Source organism: Streptomyces antnestii (assembly GCF_004005495.1).
In the GTDB taxonomy this organism is placed as follows: Bacteria; Actinomycetota; Actinomycetes; order Streptomycetales; family Streptomycetaceae; genus Streptomyces; species Streptomyces antnestii.
Genome location: NZ_RZYA01000003.1, coordinates 208,780 through 223,637, shown reverse-complemented (window position 1 = coordinate 223,637; position 14,858 = coordinate 208,780). Strand labels below are relative to the sequence as shown.

Here is a 14,858-nt window from a genome sequence, read left to right as displayed (position 1 = left end):
TGGATACAGTCTGGACAACTTGGCAGTCCCCAGGGTGTGGACGCAAGAAAGTCGGCACATCTGTGGAGAACACCCGTAACCAGGCGCGGGAATCGAACACCGCCGTCCGGCCACAACGACGAAGGGCGCCCCGGGAGCTCGTCCCGGGGCGCCCTTCGAGGCGTTCAGAGGGGTCTGACGGCCGTGTGAGAGCCGTCTGAGGGGGCAGCCCGGGCCGGCTGAGGGCAGCCGAGGGCAACTGGGCCGGCCTGAGGGCAGCCGAGGGCGGCCTGTGGCCAGGCAAGAGCGACCTGTCAGCCGTTCTTGATGCGGTTCGTGAGCTCGGTGACCTGGTTGTAGATCGACCGCCGCTCGGCCATCAGCGCGCGGATCTTGCGGTCCGCGTGCATGACGGTCGTGTGGTCGCGGCCGCCGAACTGCGCGCCGATCTTCGGCAGCGAGAGATCGGTGAGCTCACGGCACAGGTACATGGCGATCTGGCGTGCAGTCACCAGGACGCGGCTGCGCGACGAGCCACACAGGTCGTCCACGGTCAGGCCGAAGTAGTCGGCGGTCGCCGCCATGATCGCCGTCGCCGTGATCTCTGGTGCCGAGTCCTCGCCGCCGGGGATGAGGTCCTTGAGGACGATCTCCGTCAGACCGAGGTCGACCGGCTGCCGGTTCAGCGACGCGAACGCCGTGACCCGGATCAGCGCGCCCTCCAGCTCGCGGATGTTGCGCGAGATGCGGGACGCGATGAACTCGAGGACCTCCGGCGGAGCGTTCAGCTGCTCCTGCACCGCCTTCTTACGAAGGATGGCGATTCGGGTTTCCAACTCAGGGGGCTGGACGTCCGTGATCAGGCCCCACTCGAACCGGTTGCGCAGCCGGTCCTCCAGGGTCACCAGCTGCTTGGGCGGCCGGTCGCTGGAGAGGACGATCTGCTTGTTCGCGTTGTGGAGCGTGTTGAAGGTGTGGAAGAACTCCTCCTGCGTCGACTCCTTGTCCGCGAGGAACTGGATGTCGTCGACAAGAAGGATGTCCATCTCGCGGTACCGCTTGCGGAAGCTGTCGCCCTTGCCGTCGCGGATCGAGTTGATGAACTCGTTCGTGAACTCCTCCGAGCTCACGTACCGCACGCGCGTGCCGGGGTACAGGCTGCGCGCGTAGTGCCCGATCGCGTGCAGCAGGTGCGTCTTGCCGAGCCCCGACTCCCCATAGATGAAGAGGGGGTTGTACGCCTTCGCCGGCGCCTCGGCGACGGCGACCGCGGCCGCGTGCGCGAAACGGTTCGAGGCACCGATGACGAAGGTGTCGAAGAGGTACTTCGGGTTCAGTCGCGCGGTCGGCTCGCCGGGACCCGACGCGGGCGCGGGCTGCGCGGCCAGTGGTCCGGGGGCGCCACTGGGGACACCGCGTCCGCCGCGGCCGACGTCCTGCCCCGGACGGCCACCCATAGGGCCTTCGGTGAGGTCACGGCGTTCGTGCCGGCCGTGCCGCCCCGGACGCTCGGGCATCTGCTGCTCGTACCCGGACCGCTCGACCTGCTGGTCGTAGCCGTTGCGGTCGGACGGCTGGTCGTATCCCGACCGGTCCGGCTGCTGGTCGTAATTGGCACGCTCGGACTGCTGGTCGTAGGGCGACCGTTCCTGCTGCTCGTAAGGAGAGCGTTCCTGCTGCTCGTAGGGGGAGCGCTCGTTCTGCTGCTCGTACGGGGAGCGTTCCTGCTGCCGGTAGTCGTGCTGCGGCTGGGGCGGGTTCGCGTACGGGTCGCGCTCGGGGAAGCCGAGGCGGGGCTGCTGCCAGCTGTACTCGTCCTGCGACCGCGGCCACGCGCCCGGCTCCGGACGCTGATAGTCCGGGTAGGCGGGGCGAGCGGTGGGGAGCTGATCGGCGCGGCCGGCCTGGGACTGGTCGCCGCGCGGGCCCTGTCCGTGGTCGTCCGCGGCACGCCGCCCGTACGGCTCGTAGGGCTCGTGGGTCTGGCTCTGTCCCTGGGCCGGCGGCAGCTCGGGCTCTTCGTAGCGGTGCTGCTGCACGGGGGGCGCGGACGGGACGGGCTGTTCGCCGACCGAGTCGTCGACGGTGATCGCGATCCGGATCGGGCGGCCGCACTCGCGGCTCAGCGTGTCGGCCACGACCGGCGCGAGCCGTCCCTCGAGTACGCCCTTCGCGAACTCGTTCGGCACGGCGAGAAGGGCGGTGTCGGCGACCAGCGCGAGAGGCTGGCAGCGCCTGATCCAGTGCTCGTCCTTCGTCTCGACGCCCTGCCCGCGGCCCTCCCCGAGGAGCTGCTCCAGGACTCGTGGCCACACTGCGGCAAGATCGGCAGGTACGTCAGCCACAGGGCACGCTCTCTCGCAGGTCCCACGAAGGTGTGGTTCTGGGACGGGTCGGAAGAAAATCGGGGTGGGGCGGTGAGAAGGGAACGAATCGGAGTTCAGCCACGGTAGTCAGGGCAACCGGTGCGGTTCAAGTTGTTGTCCACAGGCTGTGCACAGTGTCCCTCACCCGATGCCGGTTTGACCGGATGGCGTAGCCGCGCGTACCGTGACCAGGTCGAGTTGTCGATGGCTGCTGCCGCCTGCCTCCGATGGGCAAAGATCACGATCTGTGATTGTGAAGCGGTGCACTCGGTGCGTATACGCGAGCTTCTCGTGGGCGCACGGTGACAGCCAGGCGATGTCCCGCCACCACACGATCATTTCTGGAGCCCCCGAGTGAGCAAGCGCACCTTCCAGCCGAACAACCGTCGTCGCGCCAAGACCCACGGCTTCCGCCTGCGGATGCGCACCCGTGCCGGCCGCGCGATTCTCGCGAACCGCCGTGGCAAGGGTCGCGCCAGCCTGTCCGCCTAATCGCGTACAGGTCATGACGTGCTGCCTACCGAGAATCGGCTGAGGCGGCGCGAAGACTTCGCAACCGCGGTACGCCGAGGACGCCGGGCCGGTCGCCCGCTCCTCGTCGTCCATCTACGTAGCGGTGCAACGGACCCGCACGCGCCTGGGGAGAGCGTTCCCCCGACGCGTGCGGGTTTCGTCGTGAGCAAGGCAGTCGGTGGAGCTGTCGTACGTAACGCGGTGAAGCGCAGACTTCGCCACCTCATGCGCGACCGACTCGCACTGTTGTCCCCCGGTAGCCTGGTAGTCGTACGTGCGTTGCCTGGCGCGGGTGACGCCGACCATGCACAGCTGGCCCGAGACCTGGACGCCGCCCTTCAGCGGCTGCTGGGAGGGGGCGCGCGATGAAATACCCGCTGCTCGCTTTGATCAAGCTCTACCAGTGGACCATCAGCCCTCTGCTGGGGCCTGTGTGCAAGTACTACCCGTCGTGTTCCCACTACGGCTTCACAGCGATCGACCGCCACGGTGCGATCAAGGGAACAGCTCTCACCGCCTGGCGCATCCTCCGGTGCAACCCGTGGTCGCTCGGCGGTGTCGACCACGTTCCGCCGCGCAAGCGTCCGCGGTGGCACGAAATGCTGCGTAACGCCTGGCGCGAACGCAAGGGCGGGCCTTCCGCCGCCGGCGCGCCTTCAGAGTGTGGCCGCACCAGCCCCTCGAGCCCCGCCGCCGAGACCCCGTCCCATGCTCAAGGAGCTTGATTAGTGGACACGATTGCCAGTCTCTTCAGCTTTATCACGACACCAGTTTCGTGGGTCATCGTCCAGTTCCACTCGCTGTACGGGGCGATCTTCGGCCCTGACACGGGCTGGGCCTGGGGCCTGTCCATCGTGTCCCTGGTGATCCTGATCCGTATCTGCCTGATCCCGCTCTTCGTGAAGCAGATCAAGGCCACTCGGGCGATGCAGACACTGCAGCCCGAGATGAAGAAGATCCAGGAGCGCTACAAGAACGACAAGCAGCGCCAGTCCGAAGAGATGATGAAGCTGTACAAGGAGACGGGTACCAACCCGCTCTCCTCGTGCCTTCCCATCCTGGCGCAGTCGCCGTTCTTCTTCGCCCTGTACCACGTGCTCAACGGCATCGCCACGGGCACCACGATCGGCGTCATCAACAACGAGCTGCTGGCGAGCGCGCGTAAGGCGCACATCTTCGGCGCCCCGCTCGCGGCGAAGTTCACGGACAGCGCCGACAAGGTCACCTCGCTCGGCGCCACGCTGACCGACGTCCGTGTCGTCACCGCGATCATGATCGTCATGATGTCGGCGTCGCAGTTCTACACGCAGCGCCAGCTGATGACGAAGAACGTCGACATGACGGTGAAGACGCCGTTCATGCAGCAGCAGAAGATGCTGATGTACGTCTTCCCGGTCATGTTCGCCGTCTTCGGTATCAACTTCCCCGTCGGTGTCCTCGTCTACTGGCTGACCACCAACGTGTGGACCATGGGCCAGCAGATGTACGTCATCCGCCAGAACCCGACCCCGGGCAGCAAGGCCCAGGCCGCGTTCCTGGAGCGTCTGCTCAAGCACGTCACGCACGCCGAGAAGACGCGTAACCGCCGCGAGCGTGCCGTCGTGAAGGCGATCGTCGCCAAGGGCCGTGAGCGCAACGAGTTCGAGCGCAAGTTCATCAACGGTCTGACCAAGGTGAACCTCGCCGCGCAGGCCGACGGCACCGTCGTCCAGAGCGCCGTCGGCACCATGACCGAGGACGAGGACGGGACTCAGACCACGGGCGGTGCGCCGAAGCGGCAGCAGCCCAAGCGCCAGTCCAAATCGCAGCGCCAGCACGGCACCGCCCAGGCCACCGGCAAGGCCGAGTCCGAGGCATCGGAGCCCACGTCCCTCGAGAAGAAGGACGACGCGGAAGACGCCGAGCCCGAGGCCAAGCCGGCGGGCGGCAAGCCCGCTTCCGGTACCCCTGCCCGCAGCAAAGCCAAGTCCGGACAGCGCAAGGGTCCGCAGCGGCCCAAGTCCCCGTCCAAGAAGTAAGAAGGAGTCCATCCCGTGACGGAAGGCACCACCTCCGCCGCTCCTGAGGGCAGCGACACCCTGACTCGCCTCGAGCAGGAGGGCGAGATCGCGGCGGACTACCTCGAGGGTCTGCTGGACATCGCCGACCTGGACGGCGACATCGACATGGACGTCGAGGCCGACCGCGCCGCCGTCTCGATCGTCAGCGATGCGAGCAGCCGCGACCTGCAGAAGCTGGTCGGGCGCGACGGTGAGGTCCTCGAGGCCCTCCAGGAGCTGACCCGCCTGGCGGTCCACCGGGAGACCGGGGACCGCAGCCGCCTCATGCTGGACATCGCCGGATACCGCGCGAAGAAGCGTGCCGAGCTCTCCGAGCTGGGCGCCAAGGCCGCGTCCGAGGTGAAGAGCCACGGTGAGCCGGTCAAGCTCGACCCGATGACGCCCTTCGAGCGCAAGGTCGTCCACGACGCCGTCAAGGCCGCCGGCCTGCGCAGCGAGTCCGAGGGCGAGGAGCCGCAGCGCTTCGTCGTCGTGCTCCCTGCCTGAGCGACTCGTCGCTCTACGGCCCCGTCTGTTCGCAGGCGGGGCCGATCTTTGTCAGCCTGATAGTCAGCCACCCAACGGGGTAGCGCGGTACGGAAGGACGGTCCACGTGACGGAGGCAGCAGAGCTTCCCCCGGCTCCTGAAGAGGCCCGAGCGGTATTCGGCGAGCGTTTCACGGACGCGGTCCGGTACGCGGAGCTGCTGGCCGACGCGGGGGTGCAGCGTGGTCTCATCGGTCCCCGGGAAGTCCCCCGGTTGTGGGAGCGGCACATCCTGAACTGCGCCGTGCTGTCCGAGGTCGTGCCGGAAGGCGTGACCGTGTGCGACGTGGGCTCCGGTGCGGGTCTGCCCGGCATCCCGCTCGCTTTGGTCAGGCCGGACCTGAAGATCACCCTCCTGGAGCCGCTGCTGCGGCGCACGAACTTCCTCACGGAGGTCGTCGAGCTCCTCGGGCTCGACCATGTGACCGTGGTGCGCGGGCGTGCCGAGGAGGTCCTCGGCAAGCTGACTCCTGTCCATGTGGTGACGGCGCGCGCTGTCGCCCCGCTGGACCGCCTGGCGGCGTGGGGCGTTCCGCTGCTGCGGCCGTACGGCGAGATGCTGGCCCTCAAGGGCGACACCGCCGAGGAGGAGGTCAAGAGCGCGGGGGCCGCCCTGAGCAAGCTCGGCGCGGTGGCCACCTCGGTGCTGCACGTCGGTGAGGGCGTGGTGGATCCGCTCTCGACGGTGGTCCGTGTCGAGGTCGGCGAGAGCCCCGGCGGCGTGCGCTTCGCGGCGAAGCGCGCCAAGGCGGCTCGCGTGGGACGGGTCCGGCGCCGGCGCTGAGTGTGTTCTGGGCGACAGTTCTTGTCGCGCGACTACGGCCGCTCGAGTCCTCGTGACTCGGGCGGCCGTCGCTTTTGGCGTGATGCTTGTCTCGTAAGAGGGGGCGCTGGAGCTGGTGTGGCGGCCCTTGGTTCTGCGTGAAGGCTGCCGCTGCGCGGTCCTGGGGACCTGTCGCTGATCCGTCCTGGCGACGACCTGTACTCCGTGAAACCTGCCAAACGTATGTATGTCGGGGTGTCGCACGGGTGCCGACCGGGCCGCGGTGCATCGTGTTTCACGTGAAACGTCGCTCACTGTTGCACGGCATCATCAGTCGCGGTCGCGCAGCGGCCGCACCCCGCGACCGTAGGCCTCTTGGATCCCTCGAACCGGGCACGGAGTTGTCCACAGGGGCTGTTTCCTCCACAGAAGACAGGACCTCGCTGGTTCACGACCCCGAAAGCATGGGAGGCTCTGTTCATTGCGAGCCTGAAGTCGAGGAGAGTGAATCCTTGCGGTCCGACGCCAACATCGCGGGACCGATGACCGATCCGGTCCCCGGTCCCCGTACCGAATCGGCGGGGGAGGATGTTTCACGTGAAACACCGCCCCCGATGGACGACACCCCTATCGGTCGTGCTGCCCAACTGGCCGTGGAAGCCCTAGGTCGTGCAGGCGAGGGCCTGCCACGACCCGAGCAGACCCGCGTCATGGTGGTCGCCAACCAGAAGGGCGGGGTCGGCAAGACCACCACGACGGTCAACCTGGCGGCCTCGCTGGCGCTGCACGGCGCCCGGGTCCTGGTGATCGACCTGGACCCGCAGGGCAATGCGTCCACAGCTCTGGGGATCGACCATCACGCCGAAGTCCCCTCGATCTACGACGTGTTGGTCGACAGTAAGCCGCTCTCCGAGGTCGTTCAGCCTGTGGTCGATGTCGAGGGTCTCTTCTGCGCCCCCGCCACCATCGACCTCGCAGGTGCGGAGATCGAGTTGGTGTCGCTCGTGGCGCGTGAGAGCCGACTGCAGCGGGCGATCCAGGCGTATGAGCAGCCGTTGGACTACATCCTCATCGACTGCCCTCCGTCGCTCGGTCTGCTGACGGTCAACGCCATGGTCGCCGGCGCCGAAGTGCTGATCCCGATCCAGTGCGAGTACTACGCACTCGAGGGTCTGGGGCAGCTCCTTCGGAACGTGGATCTGGTACGCGGGCATCTGAACCCTGATCTGCACGTGTCGACGATCCTGCTCACCATGTACGACGGCCGGACCCGGCTGGCGTCCCAGGTCGCCGACGAGGTGCGCAGTCACTTCGGTGAAGAGGTTCTGCGGACGAGCATCCCGCGCTCCGTGCGTATCTCCGAGGCGCCGAGTTACGGGCAGACCGTGCTCACCTACGATCCGGGATCGAGCGGCGCACTCTCCTACCTCGAGGCGGCGCGGGAGATGGCCCTGCGCGGGGTCGGCATCCGCTACGACGCTCAGCACGCCCATGCGGGCACTCAACTTGACCAGCACAGCACGGTGGAGGGTATCCAGTGAGTGAGCGACGGAGGGGACTGGGCCGTGGCCTCGGTGCGCTGATCCCAGCAGCCCCCACCCCTGAGAAGACGGCATCCGCGAGCGTGATGGGCGGGGCCTCCGGCTCGCCTTCCGCCGCGCCTGTTCTGACGGCGGAGCGCGGAGTGGCGGCGGCGAAGGTCGCCTCGCTGCCGCAGCCTCTTGTTTCACATGAAACAGAGGACTTGTTCGGCGGTTCCAAGGATGCTCTGGAGGCGCCGGCGGGAGCGTACTTCGCTGAGCTTCCGATCGACGCCATCGTGCCCAACCCGCGCCAGCCGCGGGAAGTGTTCGACGAGGACGCCCTCGCCGAGCTCGTCACGTCGATCAAGGAAGTCGGCCTGCTCCAGCCCGTCGTCGTGCGGCAGCTGAGCGCGTCGCGCTTTGAACTCATCATGGGAGAGCGTCGCTGGCGCGCCTGCCGTGAGGGCGGTCTGGAGCGCATCCCCGCGATCGTGCGGGCGACGGACGACGAGAAGCTTCTCCTCGACGCGCTTCTGGAGAACCTGCACCGCGCTCAGCTGAACCCGCTGGAGGAGGCTGCCGCCTACGACCAGCTCCTGAAGGACTTCAACTGCACGCATGACCAGTTGGCCGACCGGATCGGTCGTTCGCGGCCGCAGGTGTCCAACACGCTGCGGCTTCTGAAGCTCTCGCCGGCCGTGCAGCGCCGGGTGGCGGCAGGTGTGCTGTCGGCAGGGCACGCGCGCGCCCTGCTCTCCGTGGAGGACTCGGAGGAGCAGGACCGTCTCGCTCACCGGATCGTCGCCGAGGGTCTCTCGGTGCGAGCCGTCGAGGAGATCGTGACCCTGATGGGCTCACATCCCACGAGCACCGCGCGGTCCAAGGGGCCGAGGGCGGGAGGGCGTCTCTCGCCGGCGCTCAGCGAACTCGCCACGCGGCTGTCCGACCGGTTCGAGACGCGGGTGAAGGTCGACCTCGGGCAGAAGAAGGGCAAGATCGTCGTCGAGTTCGCCTCCATGGACGACCTGGAGCGCATCATCGGTCAACTCGCCCCGGGAGAGGGACCTGTGCTTCAGCACGGAGCGCCCGAGGGTGAGGGCCAGGAGGACGAGGGCTAGTCCCGTTCGGCGTAAGTCTCAGCAGAGCAGGCCGTGTCCGGTGTGTACCGGAACACGGCCTGCTCTTTGCTTTCTGTCGGTATCGATGGAATCGCTTCGTGGATACGATGCGACAGGGAAGAGCGCATCCTCCAAAGTCACCTCATTCGGGAGGCTGGTCGTGCAATCGGTGAGTCGTGCCGGGCTGATGACCGCGGGTCTCGGGCTGGGCGCGGTCGGCGGATTCGTCGGCAGCCTGCTCAGGGAACGGAGCGCTCTGACGGCTGCCCGTGACGCGGCGGGCGAAGGAAGTGAGGAACTGCCTTCATGGGGCGTCGGCTCGTACCGCTCACACTGGACAACCTTCCGGACCTTCCCAAGCGCTGCCGGTCGTGTGTCTTCTGGGAGCTGGATCCGGTCAGCGGCCAAGCCGCGATAAAGGCGGGAACTCCAGGGCTGGAGAAGGAAGCCTGGATCTCGGCTGTCCTCCTGGAGTGGGGCTCCTGCGGACGGGTCGTGTACGTGGACGATGTCCCGGTCGGCTTCGTGCTCTACGCCCCGCCGGCGTACGTTCCCCGCGCGACCGCCTTCCCCACGAGCCCGGTCTCACCCGACGCGGTGCAGCTGATGACCGCGTGGATCACCCCCCGCTATCAGGGACAGGGGCTCGGCAGGGTGATGGTGCAGACCGTCGCCAAGGATCTGCTGCGCCGGGGGTTCAAGGCGATCGAGGCGTTCGGTGATGCGCAGTGGAAGGAGCCGGCCTGCATCCTGCCCGCGGACCATCTGCTGGCCGTGGGCTTCAAGACTGTGCGGCCTCACCCTTCCTATCCGCGCCTCCGCCTTGAGCTGCGTACGACGCTCTCCTGGAAGGAAGACGTCGAGCTCGCCCTGGACCGGCTCCTCGGGGCGGTGCAGAAGGAGCCCGCGCTCCGTCCTCTGTGAGCCCCCTTCAGCGACTGCGGTCACGCAAACGGGCCAACCCGGATGGGTTGGCCCGTTCGTGTTTCACGTGAAACATCGCCGCCGCCGTGAAGCCGCGTGTTGATCAGTCGGCGATGAAGTCCTCGAGGTCACGCACGATGGCGGCCTTCGGCTTGGCGCCGACGATGGTCTTGGCGACCTCGCCGCCCTGGTAGACGTTCAGCGTCGGGATCGACATGACGCCGTACTTCGCGGCGGTGTCCGGGTTCTCGTCGATGTTGAGCTTGACGATCTCGATCTTGTCGCCGTACTCGGCGGCGATCGCCTCGAGGGACGGCGCGATCTGACGGCACGGACCGCACCAGGCAGCCCAGAAGTCCACGAGTACGGGCTTGTTGTTCTTGAGGACGTCCTCGTCGAAGGAAGCGTCGGTCACGTTCTTGAGAGTGCCGGCCACGGCGGGCTCCTTAGTTGCTGTGGTGATGCGGTGGGGCGGGGAGGGTTCAGACGGCGGTGGCCGCAGCGGTCTCGCTGTCGGCGAGAGCGGCGAGGAAGCGCTCGGCGTCGAGGGCGGCGGAGCAGCCGGTACCGGCCGCGGTGATCGCCTGCCGATAGGTGTGGTCGACGACGTCGCCGGCACCGAAGACACCGGTCAGGTTCGTCCGCGTCGAGGGGGCCTCGACCTTCAGGTAGCCCTCGTCGTCCAGCTCGAGCTGGCCCTTGAAGAGCTCGGTGCGCGGGTCGTGGCCGATCGCGATGAACAGGCCGGTGACCGGGAGCTCGGAGGTCTCACCCGTCTTGACGTTGCGCAGCGTGAGGTGCGAGAGCTTCTGGTCGCCGTGGACCTCGGCGATCTCGCTGTCCCAGACGAACTTGATCTTCGGGTCGGCGAACGCGCGCTCCTGCATGGCCTTGGAGGCGCGCAGGGTGTCGCGGCGGTGGACGATCGTCACGGACTTGGCGAACCGGCTGAGGAACGTCGCCTCCTCCATCGCGGTGTCGCCGCCGCCGATCACGGCGATGTCCTGGTCCTTGAAGAAGAAGCCGTCGCACGTCGCGCACCAGGAGACGCCACGGCCGGAGAGCGCGTCCTCATTCGGCAGGCCGAGCTTGCGGTGCTGGGAGCCGGTCGTGACGATGACGGCCTTGGCGCGGTGCACGGTGCCCGCCGTGTCGGTGACGGTCTTGATCTCGCCCGTCAGGTCGACGGAGATGACGTCGTCCGGGATCAGCTCGGCGCCGAAGCGCTCGGCCTGGGCACGCATGTTGTCCATGAGCTCGGGGCCCATGATGCCGTCCTGGAAGCCGGGGAAGTTCTCCACCTCGGTGGTGTTCATCAGGGCGCCACCCGCGGTGACTGCGCCCTCGAACACCAGCGGCTTCAGCGACGCGCGCGCGGTGTAGAGCGCCGCCGTATAGCCGGCGGGCCCGGAGCCGATGATGATCACGTTACGGACGTCGCTCACGGCTTGATTCCTCGTCTCTGCGGGACTGCTGCGTACTGCCGGGGGAGTCCGTCTCCGGACTCTCACCCCACCCAACGGATCCTACGGGGCGCGCATTCCCGCCGTGTCCGGGAGCACACGCGAAGTGTGCGCCCGGGAGCCGTCAGCGCCGGGCGTAGGAGTGGGTCAGCAGGAGTTTTCCGGGGGTCGAGGAGGCCTGCTTCACACAGGCCGCGTCGATGACGTAGGCCGAGACCTGTGAGGGATCCGACTCGTGAGGCAGCACGACGAGGTAGGCGGTGGTGCCCTTGTAATCTCCCCGCTCCACGGCGAGGGCGGGGGTCTCACGACCGGTGCCACGCTGTATGCAGTCCGGCACCGTGACGGCCTTCCCCCGCATCGGGGAGTTCGACCGGGGAGTCTTGGGCGCTGTCTGCTGGATGTCCACGGACGGGTTCGATGTCGACGACGTCGACGAGTCGGTGGGGGCCGAGGAGTTCTCCGTCAGAAGGTTCTGTACCTGGTCTTCGAGCGTCTTCTCGGAGAAGGAGAGCGCGGAGCTCGCCCGCCGGGGCACGCCACTCTCGGGGGCGCCGGTGGGCGTGCCGCCGTTCTGGAGGAGTAGCACTCCCAGGCCGATCGCGGCCGCAGTGAAGACTGCCCCGAGAGCGGCACCACGACGACGCCGGGAGCGCGTCCGGCCGCCCCGCCCCGGACCCGTCGCGGCACGGGGACGACCGGAAGGCCGGTCCGCCGAGGTGCTCGGCGAGTCGGCAGACGATGTTTCACGTGAAACGGCCGACACGGACTGAGGCTCATCGATGACGGCGCCCGGCCTCTCGGCGGCTTCCGGTTCGTCGGCGTCCTCGGCGGGGACGGAGGCACTGGTGTCGAGCAGCGCCTCCGCTGCGAGTGCCGCGTCGATGCGGCCCGCGATGTCGGCAGGCATGTGGGGCGGGCCCGGGAGTGTGCCGAGCATGCCGCGGATCTCCTCCAGGGAGGCGTAGACGTCGGCGCACAGCTCGCAGCCGTCCAGATGCTGCCGGACGTCCGCGGTGCGGGACGGGGAGAGCAGGCCCTCGGTGAGTTCGGAGATCTCGGAGACCTCCGGGTGCTCGGCCGTGTCGGTCGTGGATGTCACGCTCGCCCACCTCCGCCCTTCACGGCCGCTGAATCACTTGGTCCCGCTCCGTCCCGGGGCCCTGCTGCCGGTGGGACGGATGTCCCCTGCGTCCGGTTCCTTCCGGGCGGCTCCGGGGACGGGTTCTTTCCACTCGTGCTGTCGTCGCTGTCGGTCCGCAGATGGGTGACCAACGGCAGGAGTCTGGCTCTGCCGCGCGCGCAGCGGCTCTTGACCGTGCCGGTGGGCACGCCGAGCACACGGGCGGCCTCGGCCACCGGGTAGCCCTGCATGTCGACGAGGACGAGCGCGGCACGCTGGTCGGCAGGAAGGGTGCCCAGCGCTTCGAGGAGCTCGCGGTGGAGGGCGTTGCGCTCCGCGGGAGCGGCCGCCGACTCCTGGGGTTCGAGGAGCTGCTCCAGGCGCTCCGTGTCCTCGACGGGAGCGGTCTTCCGGGAGGCGGCCTTGCGCGCCCGGTCGAGGCAGGCATTCACGGTGATGCGGTGCAGCCACGTCGTGACGGCGGACTGCCCGCGGAAGGTGTGTGCCGCGCGGTAGGCGGAGACCAGGGCGTCCTGGACGGCGTCGGCCGCTTCCTCCCGGTCGCCCAGGGTGCGCAGGGCCACGGCCCACAGCCGGTCACGGTGCCGGCGTACGAGCTCACCGAAGGCGTCCTTGTCGCCCGCGACGTGGCGGGCGAGGAGGTCCTGATCGCTTGCTTCGCCGTAGGCGGCGTCGTCCACTTTCGAACCCCCTCCCCCAGGTGGGCCCTCAGCCGGTGAACTTCACGTCGGTGAGAGCCTGCTTGTAACCCGCGCCGTAGTAGCCGTCGGATCCGGACTTCGGCAGGGCGGTCAGCCATAGGAGCACGTACCGCGTCTTTACCGGCTTGCCGGCCTTGATCTTCGCGGTGGTGCCCGACGTGGTGCCCGTACCGATGCTCTTCATGGAGTCGATCGATGCCGAGGGCGACAGCGAATCGGCCGCGTACAGGACGACCGTCGTGTGGTCGCCGCCGTACTGAAGAGCTATCGACGCGGCCGAGACGTCCTTGGCCGAGCCGAGGTCGTAGACGATACCGACGCCGGGCTTGTAGGGCGCCAGCTTCGGGCCGTCGTTGTAGGTCTTGGTGCGCCAGAACGTCTTGCTGTCGCCGTCGTACGTGTTCGCCACGTCCCCCGGGGCCTGCGCCCCGCCCTCGACGACGTACTCCCTGGCGTCCTGGATGGTGATCGGCTTGGCGGGCTTGGTCCCGTTGCCCTTGTCACCGCTGTCCGTGTTGCTCGACGTGTTGGAGTCCCCGGACTTGCCGTGGTCCATCAGGGCGTCCGCCAGCTGCCAGCTGCCGAGACCGAGCGCCACGATGAGCAGTGCCGACACTGCCCACTTGAGTGCCTTGCCCGTCCGGCTCTGCAGCGGCGGCGGAGGCACCGCGGGCATGGGCCTGGCCACGCCGGGATGCGCGGCCTGACGGCCGTACGTGCCCTGCTGGTAGGTCGTCCGCTGGTACTCCGGAGGCGGTGTGAACACGGGCTCCGGCGGACGGATGCGGGGCATCTCGCCGATGGCCTTCACCAGGTCCTCGGTCGTGGTGCACGGAGGATCCTGCCGCGACGCCGTCGCCCCGTCGTTGACGAGCGCGCGCATGGCCAGCTCGGACAGTCCGCGGTGTACGCCGGCCCGCACCTGGTCGGGCGCGATCAGTCCGATGTCCTTGGGCAGCCCGGACAGGCCGTACGCGTCGTCCTCATAGGGCCAGCGCTGTGTCAGTGCGGCGTACAGGAGAGCACCGATCGCCTCGGTGTCCGTGCGCTGAGGTGTTTCAGAGGTGATGCCGCGCAGGGCCGCGTTGACGGCGAGGCCACGGATGCGCCACTGGCCGGTCGAGGTACGCAGCACCGCACTCGGGGTGAGTCGCAGATGCGCGAGGCCCTCACGATGCGCGGCGGCCATCGCCTGCGAGACCTGGTTCACGAGCTGGTACGCCTCGTGCACCTCGAGGGGGCCGGAGGCGAGGAGCGCGGTCAGTTCCGTGGCGTCGGGCAGCCACTCGTGCACGACGTAGACGAGGTCGTTCTCCTCGACCGCGTCCAGGACCTGCACGAAGCGGGGATCGCCGAGCAGCGCCGACGAGCGGGCCGCGGCAAGGACGGATCGCCCTCGCGGGTGGTCCGCGGGGAGCAGGTGCACCCCGACGGCGCGGCGGAGCTTCTCGTCCACCGCGCGCCAGCTGCTGAAGCCGTCGAGCCGGGTGACGCACTCCTCGAGGCGATAGCGTCTGGCGAGCTTGTGACCGCTGTGCAGCTCGGGGGGAGCGGAGGCTTCGGGGCTCTTCGGCCCGTCGGTGTCCTCCGTGTCCTCGTCCGCTGCCGTGTCCTGCTCCCGAGTCTGGGTCACCCCGTCGGCCGTGGCCTGCTCCGCCTGCGCGGCCAGTGGCTCGTCGCCACTGTCGTCTGCCACGTCGACGGCAGCCGTACTCCGTTCCGCCACCGTCGTCCTGCCTCCCCATCCGTTGCGCGCTCTGCGACGCCAAAGCCAATTGT

At 68.3% G+C, this 14,858-nt stretch carries 15 protein-coding genes; 9 read left to right on the top strand and 6 right to left on the bottom strand.

Annotation, left to right across the window (positions count from 1 at the left end):
- Positions 1-293 precede the first annotated feature (293 nt).
- Positions 294-2,324, bottom strand: a complete 2,031-nt coding sequence (gene dnaA / locus EOT10_RS08910) for a chromosomal replication initiator protein DnaA (protein ID WP_127827544.1) — start codon at positions 2,322-2,324, stop codon at positions 294-296.
- A 375-nt stretch (positions 2,325-2,699) separates the two neighbouring features.
- Between dnaA and rpmH the strand changes: the two genes are divergently transcribed.
- The 9 genes from rpmH to EOT10_RS08865 all read left to right on the top strand — a co-directional run bounded on the left by rpmH (position 2,700) and on the right by EOT10_RS08865 (position 9,771).
- Positions 2,700-2,837 carry a 50S ribosomal protein L34 gene (rpmH, locus tag EOT10_RS08905; protein ID WP_006381191.1) on the top strand — a complete coding sequence of 46 codons (138 nt, stop codon included), beginning with the start codon at positions 2,700-2,702 and terminating at the stop codon, positions 2,835-2,837.
- Between the two features lie 18 nt (positions 2,838-2,855).
- Positions 2,856-3,227 carry a ribonuclease P protein component gene (gene rnpA, locus EOT10_RS08900; RefSeq protein ID WP_116512076.1) on the top strand — a complete coding sequence of 124 codons (372 nt, stop codon included), beginning with the start codon at positions 2,856-2,858 and terminating at the stop codon, positions 3,225-3,227.
- Entirely contained in the window at positions 3,224-3,583 is a 360-nt protein-coding gene (yidD, locus tag EOT10_RS08895; RefSeq protein ID WP_127827543.1) for a membrane protein insertion efficiency factor YidD, read from the top strand. The genes rnpA and yidD overlap by 4 nt, the downstream gene beginning before the upstream one ends.
- A 3-nt stretch (positions 3,584-3,586) precedes the next feature.
- Positions 3,587-4,876 carry a membrane protein insertase YidC gene (gene yidC, locus EOT10_RS08890; protein ID WP_127827542.1) on the top strand — a complete coding sequence of 430 codons (1,290 nt, stop codon included), beginning with the start codon at positions 3,587-3,589 and terminating at the stop codon, positions 4,874-4,876.
- A gap of 15 nt (positions 4,877-4,891) precedes the next feature.
- Entirely contained in the window at positions 4,892-5,404 is a 513-nt protein-coding gene (locus EOT10_RS08885; protein WP_127827541.1) for a Jag family protein, read from the top strand.
- A gap of 106 nt (positions 5,405-5,510) precedes the next feature.
- A complete protein-coding gene (gene rsmG, locus EOT10_RS08880) occupies positions 5,511-6,227 on the top strand; it encodes a 16S rRNA (guanine(527)-N(7))-methyltransferase RsmG (RefSeq protein ID WP_127827540.1) in 717 nt (238 codons plus the stop codon).
- Positions 6,228-6,670: 443 nt separating this feature from the next.
- A complete protein-coding gene (locus EOT10_RS08875; protein ID WP_127827539.1) occupies positions 6,671-7,747 on the top strand; it encodes a ParA family protein in 1,077 nt (358 codons plus the stop codon).
- The gene (locus EOT10_RS08870) at positions 7,744-8,847 is read left to right on the top strand and encodes a ParB/RepB/Spo0J family partition protein (RefSeq protein ID WP_127827538.1); all 1,104 of its coding nucleotides are present in this window, start codon (positions 7,744-7,746) and stop codon (positions 8,845-8,847) included. The genes EOT10_RS08875 and EOT10_RS08870 overlap by 4 nt, the downstream gene beginning before the upstream one ends.
- A gap of 306 nt (positions 8,848-9,153) precedes the next feature.
- Complete coding sequence (locus EOT10_RS08865; protein WP_127827537.1) at positions 9,154-9,771, top strand: GNAT family N-acetyltransferase; 618 nt, start codon at positions 9,154-9,156, stop codon at positions 9,769-9,771.
- A 103-nt stretch (positions 9,772-9,874) separates the two neighbouring features.
- Here EOT10_RS08865 and trxA read toward each other — a convergent pair whose 3' ends face one another.
- From trxA to EOT10_RS08840, 5 genes are all read right to left on the bottom strand, one after another.
- Positions 9,875-10,207, bottom strand: coding sequence for a thioredoxin (trxA, locus tag EOT10_RS08860; protein WP_127827536.1), 333 nt, complete (start codon positions 10,205-10,207; stop codon positions 9,875-9,877).
- A 46-nt stretch (positions 10,208-10,253) separates the two neighbouring features.
- Positions 10,254-11,216: a thioredoxin-disulfide reductase gene (trxB, locus tag EOT10_RS08855; RefSeq protein ID WP_127827535.1), complete on the bottom strand. Its 963-nt coding sequence runs from the start codon at positions 11,214-11,216 to the stop codon at positions 10,254-10,256.
- Between the two features lie 142 nt (positions 11,217-11,358).
- Entirely contained in the window at positions 11,359-12,336 is a 978-nt protein-coding gene (locus EOT10_RS08850; RefSeq protein ID WP_127827534.1) for an anti-sigma factor family protein, read from the bottom strand.
- Positions 12,333-13,058: an RNA polymerase sigma factor SigM gene (gene sigM / locus EOT10_RS08845; RefSeq protein WP_127827533.1), complete on the bottom strand. Its 726-nt coding sequence runs from the start codon at positions 13,056-13,058 to the stop codon at positions 12,333-12,335. The genes EOT10_RS08850 and sigM overlap by 4 nt, the downstream gene beginning before the upstream one ends.
- A gap of 28 nt (positions 13,059-13,086) precedes the next feature.
- Positions 13,087-14,805 (bottom strand): protein kinase family protein, encoded by a 1,719-nt coding sequence (locus tag EOT10_RS08840; RefSeq protein WP_127827532.1) that lies wholly within the window; start codon positions 14,803-14,805, stop codon positions 13,087-13,089.
- Between the last annotated feature and the right edge of the window lie 53 nt (positions 14,806-14,858).

Coding starts and splice junctions, on each gene's coding strand:
- yidD (WP_127827543.1), top strand. CDS start 3,224: ATGAAATACCCGCTGCTCGCTTTGATCAAGCTCTACCAGTGGACCATC.
- EOT10_RS08875 (WP_127827539.1), top strand. CDS start 6,671: ATGGGAGGCTCTGTTCATTGCGAGCCTGAAGTCGAGGAGAGTGAATCC.
- EOT10_RS08865 (WP_127827537.1), top strand. CDS start 9,154: ATGGGGCGTCGGCTCGTACCGCTCACACTGGACAACCTTCCGGACCTT.